Annotated in this window: 13 protein-coding genes; 6 read left to right on the forward strand and 7 right to left on the reverse strand. The window is 57.1% G+C overall.

Going from position 1 to position 14,328, the window contains the following annotated elements; all coding sequences use genetic code 11:
- Nucleotide 1: 1 nt before the first annotated feature.
- A complete protein-coding gene (gene ftsY, locus ABR39_RS02415; RefSeq protein ID WP_047345618.1) occupies nt 2–1,468 on the reverse strand; it encodes a signal recognition particle-docking protein FtsY in 1,467 nt (488 codons plus the stop codon).
- A 127-nt stretch (nt 1,469–1,595) separates the two neighbouring features.
- Between ftsY and rsmD the strand changes: the two genes are divergently transcribed.
- Entirely contained in the window at nt 1,596–2,198 is a 603-nt protein-coding gene (gene rsmD, locus ABR39_RS02420) for a 16S rRNA (guanine(966)-N(2))-methyltransferase (protein WP_047345619.1), read from the forward strand.
- Nucleotides 2,182–2,463: a DUF1145 family protein gene (locus ABR39_RS02425; RefSeq protein WP_010436509.1), complete on the forward strand. Its 282-nt coding sequence runs from the start codon at nt 2,182–2,184 to the stop codon at nt 2,461–2,463. The genes rsmD and ABR39_RS02425 overlap by 17 nt, the downstream gene beginning before the upstream one ends.
- A 60-nt stretch (nt 2,464–2,523) precedes the next feature.
- On the opposite strand, the gene ABR39_RS02430 is transcribed toward ABR39_RS02425, so the two are convergent.
- A complete protein-coding gene (locus ABR39_RS02430) occupies nt 2,524–2,880 on the reverse strand; it encodes a DUF2500 domain-containing protein (protein ID WP_047345620.1) in 357 nt (118 codons plus the stop codon).
- Between the two features lie 129 nt (nt 2,881–3,009).
- Here ABR39_RS02430 and ABR39_RS02435 point away from each other — a divergent pair, with 129 nt between their 5' ends.
- A complete protein-coding gene (locus tag ABR39_RS02435) occupies nt 3,010–3,636 on the forward strand; it encodes a lysoplasmalogenase (protein WP_024906687.1) in 627 nt (208 codons plus the stop codon).
- 77 nt (nt 3,637–3,713) lie between these two features.
- Nucleotides 3,714–5,885 (forward strand): Zn(II)/Cd(II)/Pb(II) translocating P-type ATPase ZntA, encoded by a 2,172-nt coding sequence (gene zntA / locus ABR39_RS02440; protein WP_047345621.1) that lies wholly within the window; start codon nt 3,714–3,716, stop codon nt 5,883–5,885.
- A gap of 88 nt (nt 5,886–5,973) precedes the next feature.
- On the opposite strand, the gene ubiA is transcribed toward zntA, so the two are convergent.
- The 5 genes from ubiA to malK all read right to left on the reverse strand — a co-directional run bounded on the left by ubiA (nt 5,974) and on the right by malK (nt 11,092).
- Nucleotides 5,974–6,843 carry a 4-hydroxybenzoate octaprenyltransferase gene (gene ubiA / locus ABR39_RS02445; protein WP_047345622.1) on the reverse strand — a complete coding sequence of 290 codons (870 nt, stop codon included), beginning with the start codon at nt 6,841–6,843 and terminating at the stop codon, nt 5,974–5,976.
- Between the two features lie 12 nt (nt 6,844–6,855).
- The gene (gene ubiC, locus ABR39_RS02450; protein WP_023334136.1) at nt 6,856–7,353 is read right to left on the reverse strand and encodes a chorismate lyase; all 498 of its coding nucleotides are present in this window, start codon (nt 7,351–7,353) and stop codon (nt 6,856–6,858) included.
- 180 nt (nt 7,354–7,533) lie between these two features.
- On the reverse strand, nt 7,534–8,487 hold the full coding sequence (malM, locus tag ABR39_RS02455; protein ID WP_047345623.1) for a maltose operon protein MalM: 954 nt from the start codon (nt 8,485–8,487) through the stop codon (nt 7,534–7,536).
- A gap of 113 nt (nt 8,488–8,600) precedes the next feature.
- On the reverse strand, nt 8,601–9,911 hold the full coding sequence (locus ABR39_RS02460; RefSeq protein WP_047345624.1) for a maltoporin: 1,311 nt from the start codon (nt 9,909–9,911) through the stop codon (nt 8,601–8,603).
- 71 nt (nt 9,912–9,982) lie between these two features.
- Nucleotides 9,983–11,092 (reverse strand): maltose/maltodextrin ABC transporter ATP-binding protein MalK, encoded by a 1,110-nt coding sequence (gene malK / locus ABR39_RS02465; RefSeq protein ID WP_047345625.1) that lies wholly within the window; start codon nt 11,090–11,092, stop codon nt 9,983–9,985.
- 369 nt (nt 11,093–11,461) lie between these two features.
- Between malK and malE the strand changes: the two genes are divergently transcribed.
- Both malE and malF read left to right on the forward strand, forming a co-directional pair.
- Complete coding sequence (gene malE, locus ABR39_RS02470) at nt 11,462–12,652, forward strand: maltose/maltodextrin ABC transporter substrate-binding protein MalE (protein WP_047345626.1); 1,191 nt, start codon at nt 11,462–11,464, stop codon at nt 12,650–12,652.
- Nucleotides 12,653–12,777: 125 nt separating this feature from the next.
- Nucleotides 12,778–14,322, forward strand: coding sequence for a maltose ABC transporter permease MalF (gene malF, locus ABR39_RS02475; RefSeq protein WP_047345627.1), 1,545 nt, complete (start codon nt 12,778–12,780; stop codon nt 14,320–14,322).
- The last annotated feature ends 6 nt before the right edge of the window (nt 14,323–14,328 follow it).

The following is a 14,328-nucleotide window of genomic DNA, read 5'->3' on the forward strand; positions in this document are numbered from 1 at the left end:
GTTAGTCCTCTCGGGCAAATAATGCCTCAATAAAGTCGTCCGCTTTAAACGGACGTAAATCCTCAATACGCTCGCCCACACCGATGTAACGGATAGGAATGCCGAACTGGTCGGCCACGGAGAAGATCACCCCGCCTTTCGCGGTGCCGTCCAGTTTGGTCAGCGCGATCCCCGTCAGTCCTACCGCTTCATTGAACAGCTTCGCCTGGCTGATGGCGTTCTGTCCGGTGCTGGCATCAATGGTCAGCATAATTTCATGCGGCGCGTCTTCGTCCAGCTTCTTCATGACGCGAACGATTTTCTTCAACTCTTCCATCAGGTGCGATTTGTTCTGCAAACGCCCTGCGGTATCGGCAATCAGCACGTCCACGTTGCGCGCCTTCGCCGCCTGGATGGCGTCGAAGATTACGGAAGCGGAATCCGCGCCGGTATGCTGGGCAATCACCGGAATGTTGTTGCGCTGGCCCCATACCTGGAGCTGCTCAACCGCCGCCGCGCGGAAGGTATCGCCCGCCGCCAGCATCACCGATTTGCCCTGCTGCTCGAACTGACGCGCCAGCTTGCCGATGGTGGTGGTTTTACCCACGCCGTTCACGCCGACCATCAGAATAACAAATGGCGTTTTGCCTTCAATATTAAGCGGTTCGTCAACTTTTGCGAGAATTTCGCCCATCTCGTCTTTCAGCAGACCGTACAGCGCCTCGGCGTCGCGCAGCTGCTTGCGGCTCGCCCCTTCGGTCAGGTTGGCGATGATCTTACGGGTGGTTTCCACCCCAACGTCCGCAATCAGCAGCTGCTCTTCCAGCTCTTCAAACAGATCGTCGTCGATCTTCTTGCCGCGGAAAAGACTGATAAATCCGGAACCTAAGTTTTCTTTGGTTTTAAGCAGGCTGCGCTTCAGGCGGGCGAAGAAACCTTCTTTGGTCGGTTTTTCCTGTTCCTGAACGATCTCTTCTTCGGTCTGCTCTGGCTCTTCCACCGGCACGACGATAACCGCTTCTTCAGCCGCTTCCGCCGCCAGCGCCTGGGCTTCCAGCTCTTCGTCGGTCAGCTCTGGCTCAAGCGCGGCCTCTTCTTCCACCGCCTCAACGATTTCGACGGTTTCCGCTTCGGCCTGCCACTCTTCGGCAGAAACCGCTTCGGCGTTCACCTCTTCCGGCAGCGGCAGCTCTTCACGTTCGATAACGGCCTGCGGCGCTTCGGGGATCTCTTCAACCACAACCGGTTCTGGCTTCTCGCTCTCCTGAACCTGTTCAGTGATCTCAACCACCTCTTCAGCAAAGGTTTCAATCTCTTCTTTGCTGTGCGCCGTTTCTTCCGCTTCGACAACCGCGGCGGTTTCTACAGGCGTTTCAGGCTGCGACTGCTCTTCAACGGCTTGTTGCTCTTCGGTTTTCTGTTCTGTTTCTTGCTCTTTTTCACCGAAGCCCAGCCAGGAAAAGAAGCCACGTTTTTTTTGTTTTGCCATCTGCGACTACACTCCTCGCGGCGCTATATACATGGAAGCTAAAAAAATGATGAAATAGTCTAACACTTTACTTAATTGACATCACCGCCCGCAATCGCAGGCCAATTGTTAACAGAGCTTTCCTGAGATGAAGAAACCCAACCGCGCCCCGGCCGGTCAAATTCGTATTATCGGCGGTCAGTGGCGAGGCCGGAAATTACCGGTGCCGGATAGCCCCGGTTTACGCCCTACTACCGACCGCGTGCGCGAGACGCTGTTTAACTGGCTGGCCCCGTCAATGGTAGACGCCCACTGCCTGGACTGCTTCGCCGGAAGCGGCGCGCTCGGGCTGGAAGCGCTGTCGCGCTATGCCGCCAGCGCCACGCTGCTGGAGATGGAGCGCGGCGTTGCGCAGACGCTGCAGCAAAATCTGGCGACGCTGAAGGCGGGCAACGCGAAAGTCGTGAACACCAACACGCTGAGTTTTCTAGCGCAGAAAGGCACGCCGCATAACGTGGTGTTTGTCGATCCGCCGTTCCGCAAGGGTCTGCTGGAAGAGACGCTTTCCCTGCTTGAGCAGAATGGCTGGCTGGCGGATGACGCATTGATTTACGTTGAAAGCGAAGTGGAAAACGGTCTGCCGCCGGTTCCCGCTCACTGGGATCTGCACCGCGAAAAAGTCGCAGGCCAGGTCGCTTATCGTCTGTATCACCGTCAGGCTCAAGGAGAATCCGATGCCGGTACTGATTAATCTGGGACGTTTGTTGATGCTGGGCGTCTGGGCGTTTTTAATTCTTAACCTGGTGCACCCGTTCCCGCGCCCGATGAATATTTTTGTTAACGTCGCGCTGATTTTCACGTCGTTCATGCATGCCCTGCAGATGGTGATGCTGAAAAACGGCCTGCCTAAAGACGGCCCGCAGATGACGGGCTGGCAGCAGCTTCGCGTCTTTATTTTCGGCGTGTTTGAACTGCTGGTCTGGATGAAGAAGTTTAAGGCGCAGGTGAAGAAGTAAGGTGCGGGCTGATGCCCTCACCCTAACCCTCTCCCACAGGGAGAGGGGATCGATCGCGCATTATTCCGCCCTGAACCCTTCAAATCGCGACCCTTTGTAGCTCAGCGTTCCTTTCTCCCCCACCGTCAGCTGATGGTACTGCTGCGCCTCCAGGCGGAAGGTCATCTCCAGGCCGCCCGTTTCCGGCTTAAAGCTCGCTTCATAGCGCATTGCTGTGCCCGCAGGCGTCACCTGCTGCTGGCGCGATCGGCGGTCGTTGAGCGGTTTCTCACGTTTGTTCGTCACCACTACGCGCTTTTGCATCAGCGGCGCGGCATCGTTATCCGCCTTCTCGCGGCGCTGCTGCACGAAACGGAACGAAGCGGCAATGACGATAATCGCCACCACGATAATGAAAAACAGCGGCATCTTGCTCATTCTAAAATCCCATAAGATTATGCGGAAATCAGGATACCTTGCCTTCCCCGCCATTGCCAAACGCCCGCTCGCGTCACTACACTGGATCAGAAACTGATTATTCAGACTTAACAGATACAGGGAGTTAATATGCTTTGGTCATTTATCGCTGTCTGTTTTTCCGCATGGCTTTACGTCGATGCGTCGTACCGCGGTCCCACCTGGCAGCGCTGGCTGTTTAAACCCGTCACGCTGTTGCTGCTCCTGCTGCTTGCCTGGCAAGCGCCGATGTTTAACGCCGTAAGCTACCTGGTCCTCGCCGGGCTGTGCGCATCTCTGATTGGCGATGCCCTGACCCTGCTGCCGCGCCAGCGTCTGCTGTATGCCGTAGGGGCATTTTTCCTGTCGCATCTGCTGTACACGATCTACTTCGCCAGCCAGATGACGCTCTCGTTCTTCTGGCCGCTGCCGCTGGTGCTGCTGGTGATTGGCGCCCTGCTGATTGCGGTGATCTGGTCACGTCTGGAAGAGATGCGGTTGCCGGTCTGCACGTTTATTGCCATGACGCTGGTGATGGTCTGGCTGGCAGGTGAACTGTGGTTCTTCCGCCCAACGGCCCCGGCGATGTCCGCATTCTTCGGTGCAGCGCTGCTGCTGATCGGGAATGTCGTGTGGCTGGGCAGCCACTATCGCCGCCGTTTCCGGGCGGATAACGCGATCGCCGCGGCCTGTTACTTCGCCGGGCACTTCCTGATTGTGCGTTCGCTGTATATCTAAATAACGCTTGACTCTGGAGTCGACTCCAGAGTGTATGCTTCAGTTAATGAGAAAATTATCATTAACCGGAGACTGCCATGTCGACTCCAGAAACACCAAAAAAAGTTCCTCAATTCTCGGCACTTAAGCTCAGCCCGGTTCCGTCCAAAGACGACTGCTGCTGCGAAGGCGCGTGCGAAACGCAAACTCAACCGCTTCCTGAAAGCGGCAGCCGCTACAGCTGGGTAGTCAACGGTATGGACTGCGCGGCCTGCGCCCGTAAAGTTGAAAATGCGGTAAAACAGGTGCCGGGCATCAACCACGTTCAGGTGCTGTTCGCCACCGAAAAGCTGCTGGTCAGCGCCGATAGCGACGTCAGCAAACAGGTGGAAGCCGCGGTGAGCAAGGCGGGCTACAGCCTGCGTAGCGAAACCGCGCCCGCGGAAAAAACGTCATCCCTGCAAGAAAATCTGCCGCTTATCACACTCATCGTCATGATGGCCCTGAGCTGGGGGCTGGAACAGTTTAACCACCCGTTCGGCAACCTGGCGTTTATCGCCACCACCCTGGTCGGGCTGTTCCCGATTGCCCGTCAGGCGCTGCGTCTGATGAAAAGCGGCAGCTGGTTTGCCATCGAAACGCTGATGAGCGTGGCTGCCATCGGCGCGTTGTTTATTGGCGCAACGGCAGAAGCGGCGATGGTGCTGCTGCTGTTCTTAATCGGTGAGCGCCTTGAGGGCTGGGCTGCCAGCCGCGCGCGTAAAGGGGTCAGCGCGTTAATGGCCCTGAAACCGGAAACCGCCACGCGCGTGGTAAACGGCACGCGTGAAACGGTCGCCATCAGCACGCTCCGCCCGGGCGACGTGATTGAAGTGTCCGCAGGGGGGCGTCTGCCCGCGGACGGTGAGCTGCTCACCGCCACGGCAAGCTTTGACGAAAGCGCCCTCACCGGGGAATCCATTCCGGTGGAACGCACAGTGGGCGAAAAAGTGCCTGCAGGTGCCACCAGCGTCGACCGTCTGGTGCAGCTTAAGGTCCTGTCCGAGCCGGGCGACAGCGCCATTGACCGCATCCTGAAGCTGATTGAAGAGGCCGAAGAACGCCGCGCGCCTGTTGAACGCTTTATTGACCGCTTCAGTCGGATCTACACGCCCGCCATTATGCTGGTTGCCCTGCTGGTTACCGTTGTGCCACCGCTGTTCTTTGGCGCGCCGTGGGAGGGCTGGATTTATAAAGGGCTGACGCTGCTGCTGATTGGCTGCCCGTGCGCGCTGGTCATCTCCACCCCGGCGGCCATTACGTCCGGGCTGGCGGCAGCGGCACGTCGCGGCGCGCTGATTAAGGGCGGCGCGGCGCTGGAGCAGCTGAGTCAGGTCCAGCAAATCGCCTTCGATAAAACCGGCACGTTGACCGTCGGCAAGCCGCAGGTGACCGGCATTTATCCGCAGGATATCGGTGAAAACGAACTGCTGACGCTGGCCGCTGCCGTCGAACAGGGGTCAACCCACCCGCTGGCGCAGGCGATCGTGCGTGAAGCGCAGGCGAGAGGGTTAGCGATCCCGGCGGCGACGGCGCAGCGAGCGCTGGTAGGGTCAGGGATTGAGGCCAGCGTTGAAGGCAAAAACGTGCTGATTGTCGCGGCGGGCCACGCCGCCGATCCACAGGTCGAGGCGTTAGAGAAGGCCGGGCAGACGGTCGTTGCCGTCATGCAGGACGGCGTCATGAAAGGCATTCTGGCGCTGCGCGATACCCTGCGTGAGGATGCAAAAGAGGCCGTAGCGGCGCTGCATCAGCTGGGTGTGCAGGGTGTGATTTTGACCGGCGATAACCCTCGCGCGGCGGCGGCCATTGCCGGCGAACTGGGGCTCGAATTTAAAGCCGGATTGTTGCCTGCGGACAAGGTCAGCGCGGTGACGGAATTGAATCAGCACGCCCCGCTGGCGATGGTCGGCGACGGGATTAACGATGCGCCAGCGATGAAGGCATCCACCATTGGCATCGCCATGGGCAGCGGTACCGACGTGGCGCTGGAGACCGCCGACGCGGCATTAACGCATAACCGTCTGACGGGGCTGGCGCAGACCATCGCGCTTGCGCGCGCGACGCGGGCCAATATCCGGCAGAACATCGGCATCGCGCTGGGGCTGAAGGGGATTTTCCTGGTGACCACGCTGCTGGGCATGACCGGGCTGTGGCTGGCAGTGCTGGCAGATACAGGGGCAACGGTGCTGGTCACGGCGAACGCGCTTCGGCTGCTGCGTCGCCGGTAAAAAAAAGCCCGGTGGCGCTAACGCTTACCGGGCCTATATGTTCTGCTAACGCGTAGGTCGGGTAAGGCGAAGCCGCCACCCGACTTTTTTATAAGAAATAGCCCATCGCCAGGCCTAAAAACAGCACCAGGCCAACGTAGTTATTGTTCATAAACGCTTTAAAACAGGCGTCACGTTCACGCTTAGCGATCAGCTTCTGCTGATAAGCAAACAGCAGCCCTGCCACCAGCACTGACCAGTAAAACTCCCAGTTCAGCCCGTTCAGGCGACCGATCGCGACCATCAAGGCCAGTACAGCGACCTGCAGGATACCGATAATCAGCTTGTCCTGACGGCCAAAGAGGATGGCGGTTGATTTGATGCCAATCTTCAGGTCGTCGTCGCGGTCAACCATCGCGTACTGGGTGTCGTAGGCCACGGCCCAGAGAATGTTCGCCAGGAACATCAGCCAGCAGCTGAGCGGTAACGACTCGCTGACCGCGGCAAATGCCATCGGAATCGACCAGCCAAACGCCGCGCCCAGCACGACCTGCGGCAGATGGGTGTAGCGCTTCATAAACGGATAAACCCAGGCCAGCGCCAGCGCTGCCACGGAAAGCAGAATGGTCATGGTGTTCAGGGTTAACACCAGCAGGAAGGAGAGCAGCACCAGAACGATGAACAGCACGCGGGCTTCTTTTCCGGTGACCTGCCCGCTGGGCAACGGACGACCGGCAGTCCGTTTGACATGGCCGTCGAATTTGCGGTCGGCATAGTCATTGACCACGCAGCCCGCCGCGCGCATCAGCCAGACGCCGGCAACAAACACGCCGAGGATCCACAGCGGCGGCACGCCCGGCGTTGCGACCCACAGCGCCCACAGGGTCGGCCATAGCAACAGTAGCGCGCCAATAGGTTTATCGGTGCGCATTAAGCGGTGATAAGCCAACAGCTTACTCTGCGTCAGGCTCCACTCCATTTTTTCTTCCTCTTAGTACAACGGCGATGCCGGTAAAAAAAGCTCCGTCAGAATTAACGGCTTACCGCTCAGGCGAAGGCGGGAACGACGCCCCCACAGTTCGGCATCACGACCAATTTCAATAAAATCCCGGGTAAGCTCAGACGAGGTGAAGAGGTAACGCCCCAGCGGCGTTTTCCCCAGACGCTGCAGCGCCAGCTCGGGTCCGGAAAGAGTAGACTCAGGCACCACCGTCCGACCGGCAAGCCACGGCTCACCGTCAGCACAGAGTAAAATTTCACGCAGCCAGTAGCGTGGCTCCTGCGGCAGCAGCGGCAGCTCGCTGGCGATCTCATCGCCGGAGACAAACCCTTCCTGAATCAGGGTCACCGTAACCGTTTTACCCTGCTGCTCAAAACGTTTCGTCATGGAATCTTCCAGCAACAGCCAGTCAAGCTGCTGCGGATCAAGCGCAGGTATTTGGTCGAAATAGCGCAGCGCACGCAGTTGCGTTAGCGCGGGGTGTGACATGCCAGACTCTCCGATACATAACGTAATGGCATTGTATCGCAGAATCGCGGATTGAGGGGGGCCAAACGTTATTTAACGATCGCTATTGCAACAGGGTCGCAACAACCTGGCCGGGACGAAAAAAAGTGCGCCCACTCAGGCGCACCAAACGACTAACAAATCAGCACTGCGGGGAAACGGTTACCCCTTGCCTTTTACACTGCTGATAAAGGTGGAACGGGCAGTGGTTGAACCTAAACGTTCGGCTTCATCAAGCAGTTTCAGCGCTTTATCGACATCGCCGCGCTTCACCGCCTGCTTAATGGCGTTGTTGAAGTAATCTTCGGTGTCGTTCAGTACCGGCTCAGCTTTCTTCGCCGGGGCCGGCGCTGCGGTCGCTACCGGTGCGGCTGCCGTGGCAGCTGGCGCGGCATAGGCAGGTGCAGCGGTATTCCCCACGGTCACCGGGCCTGGGCCAGACGAGCCAAACAGTGGGCCAACGAGTACGCTGGAGGCGCTGTTAGTGGAGACTTTCAGTTTGACCAGGCCATCAGTGGTATGACGGGCAAGCGGGTCCGGAATATCCGGAACAGAGTTGCCGGTGCCTTTGGCGTAGGCTTTCGCCGGGTCAACCAGTTTGGTGGTCTGTTGCAAATCTTTCTCTGTGGTGAAGACCAGCACGTAAATCTTTTGCTGTCCCAGGGCTGGCGTCAGGCGCATCACGCCTTGCAGACGGTCTGCACTCATCACGCCAGGCTCCTGATAGCTAAAGTAGCTGCTCGGGAAGAAAGCCGAAGGCGTCAGGTTTTGGTCCAGAATCAACACGTTCGGCGCAAAGACGCTTGTCTGCTTGTCCACTTCGCTGGTTAACGTCAGGGTCAGTTCACCAATGTTGGCCGGTACGCTGTAGGCGGCAACCGGCCCGGTGATTCCCGGCACGTTCAGCTGCTGGCCGCCCGTAGAAAGCTGTGTCGACTGCGTTTTGGATTGATCAACTGGCGTCCAGGTCAGCTGCTGGAGCGCCGCCGCCGGGATAGCCGGCGCAGCGCTGGTATTCTGTGGTACGAAATTCACGTCTGCAAAGGAGATCGCCGGAACACAGGCCATCAGCCCCGCAGAGAGGCACAGCGCGACGAGACTTTTCTTCATTTTCATTGTTATTACCTCTGATAGCGTGAGCACTGCGGTGGCCAGGCAATAGCGCGCAGCACCCTAAGGATAGAGGGGCATGCGCCCCTCTTTTAGGTCATTACGTCAGGTCTAACGAATTACCACCAGATTTCCATCTGGGCACCGAAGGTCCACTCGTCGTCATCGCCGCGGCTGAAGGTTTTCGCGGAAGTGTCACTGTATGCCACGCCAGAGGTGTAGCCGGTGTCACTGTTGTTCGCATAGCCCCATTTCTCATCCCACTTCGCGTAAGTTGCGAAGACACGGATAGCCGGACGAGACCAGATGCTGTCGCCTGCCTGCCACTGTTGTGCCAGGGTAATTTTGTACTGGCTGTTTTTCTCGTCAGTTTTCTGAGATTTGACGTTGTCGTAGCCAACTTCCAGCAGGGTGCTCATGATCGGCGTCCATTTGAACATTGGACGAACACCCACGGTCCACCACTCGGTACCGTTGTTGTTGTCACGATCGATGTTCTGGTACATACCGACATACATCAGGTCCCAACGGTCTGCCAGGGTGATTGCACCGTGGTCCAGCACGCGCCACATGGAACCGTCGTTATCAACGCTACCACCTTGAGGGATGCCTTTGCCGTTAGAAGTCATAGAGTCCGTACCGTACTGCAGAACGAACTTGTTGAAGCCCTTCATCATGCTCTGGGTGTGTTCAGCGGTGAACAGCCAGCCATCTTTAGACGCGCCAGGCTGCAGGTAGTAATCGTCGGGAATGTTGGTGTGACCGTAGTCAACACCCAGCTCCAGCGTACCGCCCGGGTTGGTTTCCAGACCGGCTAAACGGACGTCGAAGACATCGTTTGGCACAACGTTGTCATAAACGCGGTCGCCATTCGCATCACGGTCGGCGAAGGTCGCAGAACCGCCGGACTCAGAAGAACGGGTTGCGGCCAGAGAGAGCTTACCGAAGCCCAGGTCGATGTTTTCGATACCCGCACCAGGACCAGAGATATCCCAGTAGTAGAAGTCGATCATGTGAACGTCATGACGCTGATAGAAGCGCTTACCGGCCCAGATGGTGGAGCCTGGCAGCCATTCAATCAGGTTTTTACCCTGCACGTTTGCTTCACGGAAGGCCGGGCTGGTGGATTCCCAGTCGTTCTGCTGAGAAACGGAATACGCGACGTTGGTGTCGAAGTAGAAGCTCTTATCGCCCTCTTTCCACACTTCCTGACCCAGTTTCAGTTCAGCATAGGTCTCACATTCGTTACCGAGACGGTATTTACTTTGTGCACCTGTTGCCTGGAAACATTGTTGTTCACCGCCACTCCCGGTCCAGCCAATGCCGGAACGAGCATAACCTTTAAAGTCCACGGCGCCTGCCTGGGCAGACAGGATGCCTGCCGCAACGGCGATTGCCAGAGGGACTTGTTTGCGCAGAGTAATCATCATTCTATCTCCTGAGATCATTGCTTTTCTTTGAACACTTCACCTGTCGGTTTCGTGTCTTCTTTTGGGATTGCTTAAACGCCTGGCTCTTTGTGCAACCGACGACATGCAGTGCCATCCTCACGGAACAGATGGCAGCGCTCTGGCGGCAAGCCGATAGCGAATTTGGCACCCTCTTCTACCAACACCACGTCATTCTGGCGGTAGACCAGGTTCTGACGGATGGCGGGGATCTGGATATGAATCTGTGTTTCGTGACCAAGCTGTTCGACGACCTGAACGTCACCTTCCAGGGTCACATCGGCGATGTGGCTCGGGAGTAAATGTTCAGGACGAATACCCAGGGACATGTTTGCCCCGACCTGTACGTTGGCGCTGTCGACCGGCAGCCAGACCTGCTGGCGGTTTGGCAGCTCCACCTGTACCTGTTCAATGGCTGTCGCGGTCACTTTGACGGGCAGGAAGTTCATCTTTGGCGAGCCAATGAAGCCCGCAACAAAGCGGTCTGCCGGGTAGTGATACAGCTCCAGCGGTTTACCCACCTGCGCCACGCGACCGGCATCCAGCACCACGATTTTGTCCGCCAGGGTCATCGCTTCGACCTGATCGTGGGTGACGTAAACCATCGTGCGGCCAAGGCGTTTGTGCAGACGGGAGATTTCAATGCGCATCTGGACGCGCAGGGCGGCATCCAGGTTGGAAAGCGGTTCATCGAGCAGGAATACGCGCGGTTCGGCGACCAGGGTACGACCAATCGCCACGCGCTGACGCTGTCCACCGGAAAGCGCTTTTGGTTTACGCTCCAGCAGATGCGCCAGCTGTAATACTTCCGCCACCTGCGTGACGCGCTGGTTAATGACCTCTTTTTTCGCGCCGGCCAGCTTCAGGCCAAAGGACATGTTCTCGGCAACGGAAAGATGGGGATAGAGTGCATAAGACTGGAACACCATACCGACGCCACGTTCGGCAGGTGGGATGTCGTTCATTCGGGTATCACCGATCAGCAAATCGCCGCTGGTGATGGTTTCAAGACCGGCAATCATACGCAGCAGAGTAGATTTACCACAGCCTGATGGGCCAACAAACACCACGAATTCACCTTCGTTGATGTCCAGATTGATGTCTTTCGACACCACAACGTCACCCCAGGCTTTCGTTACATTACGCAGCTGTACGCTCGCCATGCCCTTCTCCCTTCGTTACAACCTGTCACCGACAGAAACATTCAAGATAAGTTCACTATGGGGTATCCATTACTTTCCTGAATCCTCCACCCCCCGGCTTTTTTATGGGGGAGGAGGCGGGAGGATGAGAGAGCAGGCTCTGCGACCGCCGCTGGCGGGCTGAGGCGAAATTCGTGAAGCGGCCTGCAAAATTGGGTGTGTTTTTATGTGCGCCAGCACTCATAACTTAAATTTATGCAACGGAGATCACACAAACCGGGGGTGGGGCGTAGGGGTTGGGAGGATGGAAAGAGGATGTCAAATAAGGAGACTGAGTCACGTTGAACCACTGAAGTCATACCACGAGACATCACCAAAAGGATGGCAGATATGAATATCAAGACTGGCGCACGCGTTTTCGCATTGTCCGCCCTTGCAGCAATGATGATTTCCGCACCGGCGCTCGCCAAAATTGAAGAAGGCAAGCTGGTTATCTGGATTAACGGCGACAAAGGCTATAACGGCCTGGCCGAAGTGGGCAAAAAATTCGAGAAAGACACCGGTATCAAAGTTACCGTAGAGCATCCGGACAAGCTGGAAGAGAAATTCCCACAGGTTGCCGCAACCGGCGATGGCCCGGACATTATCTTCTGGGCACATGACCGTTTCGGCGGTTACGCGCAGTCTGGTCTGCTGGCTGAAGTCACCCCGGACAAAGCGTTCCAGGACAAACTGTTCCCATTCACCTGGGATGCCGTTCGCTATAACGGCAAACTGATTGCTTACCCAATCGCGGTTGAAGCCCTGTCCCTGATTTACAACAAAGACCTGGTACCAAACCCGCCGAAGACCTGGGAAGAGATCCCGAAACTGGATAAAGAGCTGAAGGCGAAAGGTAAATCTGCGCTGATGTTCAACCTGCAGGAACCGTACTTCACCTGGCCGCTGATTGCTGCCGACGGCGGTTACGCGTTCAAGTTTGAAAACGGCAAATACGACGTGAAAGACGTGGGCGTAGACAACGCTGGCGCGAAAGCAGGCCTGACCTTCCTGGTTGACCTCATCAAGAACAAACACATGAACGCGGATACCGATTACTCCATCGCGGAAGCGGCGTTCAACAAAGGCGAAACCGCGATGACCATCAACGGTCCGTGGGCCTGGACCAACATCGATAAGAGCAAAATCAACTACGGCGTCACGCTGCTGCCAACCTTCAACGGCAAGCCGTCTAAACCGTTCGTTGGCGTGCTGAGCGCAGGTATCAACGCCGCCAGCCCGAACAAAGAGCTGGCGAAAGAGTTCCTGGAAAACTACCTGCTGACCGATCAGGGTCTGGACGAAGTGAACAAGGACAAACCGCTGGGCGCCGTTGCGCTGAAATCCTTCCAGGATCAGCTGGCGAAAGACCCGCGCATCGCAGCGACCATGGATAACGCCCAGAAAGGCGAAATCATGCCGAACATCCCACAGATGGCCGCGTTCTGGTACGCCACGCGTACAGCCGTCATCAACGCCGCAAGCGGTCGTCAGACTGTTGATGCCGCGCTGAAGGATGCTCAGGGTCGTATTACTAAGTAATGCCGTAGTCCCCTCTCCCTCTGGGAGAGGGTTAGGGTGAGGGTTGTCGCTATCCGCACGCCCTCACCCCGGCCCTCTCCCCCAGGAGAGGGAGAAAAGATCAAACGTTGTAGAGGAAGAACCCCATGGATGTCATTAAAAAGAAGCACTGGTGGCAAAGCGACGCGCTGAAATGGTCAGCGATCGGTCTGCTGTGTCTGCTGGTGGGTTACCTTGTTGTTTTAATGTACGTACAAGGGGAATATCTGTTTGCCATCATGACGCTGATTTTAAGCTCTGCTGGCCTGTATATTTTCGCCAACCGTAAAGCCTACGCCTGGCGCTATGTTTATCCTGGCGTCGCCGGGATGGGGCTGTTTGTCCTTTTCCCGCTGATCTGTACCATCGCCATTGCGTTTACCAACTACAGCAGCACCAACCAGCTTGCGCAGGAACGCGCGCAGCAGGTCCTGCTGGATCGCTCATACCAGGCAGGCAAAACCTTTAACTTCGGCCTGTATCCTGCCGGTAACGAATGGAAGTTAGCGCTTACTGACGAAGCAAGCAGCAAATACTATGTCTCCGACGCATTCAAATTTGGCGGCGAGCAGAAGCTGGCCTTAAAAGAGGCGCAGGCCCTGCCGGAAGGTGAACGTGCCAACCTGCGCGTCATTACCCAGAACCGTCAGGCGCTGACCCAGCTCACCGCCGTGCTGCCAGACGAAAGCAAAGTGACCATGAGCTCGCTGCGCCAGTTCTCCGGCACGCAGCCACTCTATACCCTGGCGGATGACGGCACGCTGACCAACAACCAGAGCGGCGTGAAATATCGTCCGAATAACGACATTGGTTTCTATCAGTCCATTACTGCCGACGGCAAATGGGGTGATGACAAACTCAGCCCGGGCTATACGGTGACCATCGGCTGGGATAACTTTACCCGCGTGTTCACTGACGAAGGCATTCAGAAACCGTTCTTCGCCATCTTCGTCTGGACGGTCGTCTTCTCGGTGCTGACCGTGATCCTGACCGTTGCCGTGGGCATGGTGCTGGCCTGCCTCGTCCAGTGGGAATCCCTGAAAGGCAAAGCGATTTACCGCGTGCTGCTGATCCTGCCCTACGCCGTACCGTCGTTTATCTCGATTCTGATTTTCAAAGGGCTGTTCAACCAGAGCTTCGGCGAAATCAACATGATGCTGAGCGCGCTGTTCGGTATCAAACCGGCCTGGTTCAGCGACCCAACCACCGCCCGCTCGATGATTATCATCGTGAACACCTGGCTGGGTTATCCGTACATGATGATTCTGTGCATGGGGCTGCTGAAGGCGATCCCGGACGACCTGTACGAAGCCTCGGCGATGGACGGCGCGGGTCCGTTCCAGAACTTCTTCAAGATTACGCTGCCGCTGCTCATCAAGCCGCTGACCCCGCTGATGATTGCCAGCTTCGCCTTTAACTTTAACAACTTCGTGCTGATTCAGCTGTTGACCAACGGTGGTCCGGACCGTCTCGGCACCACCACGCCGGCAGGCTATACCGACCTGCTCGTGAGCTACACCTACCGTATCGCCTTCGAAGGCGGCGGCGGTCAGGACTTCGGTCTGGCGGCGGCGATTGCCACCCTGATCTTCCTGCTGGTCGGCGCTCTGGCGATTGTGAACCTGAAAGCCACACGTATGAAATTTGACTAAGGAGGG

It is taken from the genome of Enterobacter genomosp. O (assembly GCF_001022965.1).
Lineage (GTDB): Bacteria > Pseudomonadota > Gammaproteobacteria > Enterobacterales > Enterobacteriaceae > Enterobacter > Enterobacter cloacae_L.

Excerpts from the sequence above, each read along its gene's own strand:
- malM (WP_047345623.1), bottom strand. The coding sequence starts at position 8,487 with ATGAAAATGAAGAAAAGTCTCGTCGCGCTGTGCCTCTCTGCGGGGCTG.
- malE (WP_047345626.1), top strand. The coding sequence starts at position 11,462 with ATGAATATCAAGACTGGCGCACGCGTTTTCGCATTGTCCGCCCTTGCA.
- ABR39_RS02425 (WP_010436509.1), top strand. The coding sequence starts at position 2,182 with ATGCCGGTACTGATTAATCTGGGACGTTTGTTGATGCTGGGCGTCTGG.
- ABR39_RS02460 (WP_047345624.1), bottom strand. The coding sequence starts at position 9,911 with ATGATGATTACTCTGCGCAAACAAGTCCCTCTGGCAATCGCCGTTGCG.
- zntA (WP_047345621.1), top strand. The coding sequence starts at position 3,714 with ATGTCGACTCCAGAAACACCAAAAAAAGTTCCTCAATTCTCGGCACTT.
- ABR39_RS02435 (WP_024906687.1), top strand. The coding sequence starts at position 3,010 with ATGCTTTGGTCATTTATCGCTGTCTGTTTTTCCGCATGGCTTTACGTC.
- ubiA (WP_047345622.1), bottom strand. The coding sequence starts at position 6,843 with ATGGAGTGGAGCCTGACGCAGAGTAAGCTGTTGGCTTATCACCGCTTA.
- ftsY (WP_047345618.1), bottom strand. The coding sequence starts at position 1,468 with ATGGCAAAACAAAAAAAACGTGGCTTCTTTTCCTGGCTGGGCTTCGGT.
- ubiC (WP_023334136.1), bottom strand. The coding sequence starts at position 7,353 with ATGTCACACCCCGCGCTAACGCAACTGCGTGCGCTGCGCTATTTCGAC.
- malF (WP_047345627.1), top strand. The coding sequence starts at position 12,778 with ATGGATGTCATTAAAAAGAAGCACTGGTGGCAAAGCGACGCGCTGAAA.
- malK (WP_047345625.1), bottom strand. The coding sequence starts at position 11,092 with ATGGCGAGCGTACAGCTGCGTAATGTAACGAAAGCCTGGGGTGACGTT.
- ABR39_RS02430 (WP_047345620.1), bottom strand. The coding sequence starts at position 2,880 with ATGAGCAAGATGCCGCTGTTTTTCATTATCGTGGTGGCGATTATCGTC.
- rsmD (WP_047345619.1), top strand. The coding sequence starts at position 1,596 with ATGAAGAAACCCAACCGCGCCCCGGCCGGTCAAATTCGTATTATCGGC.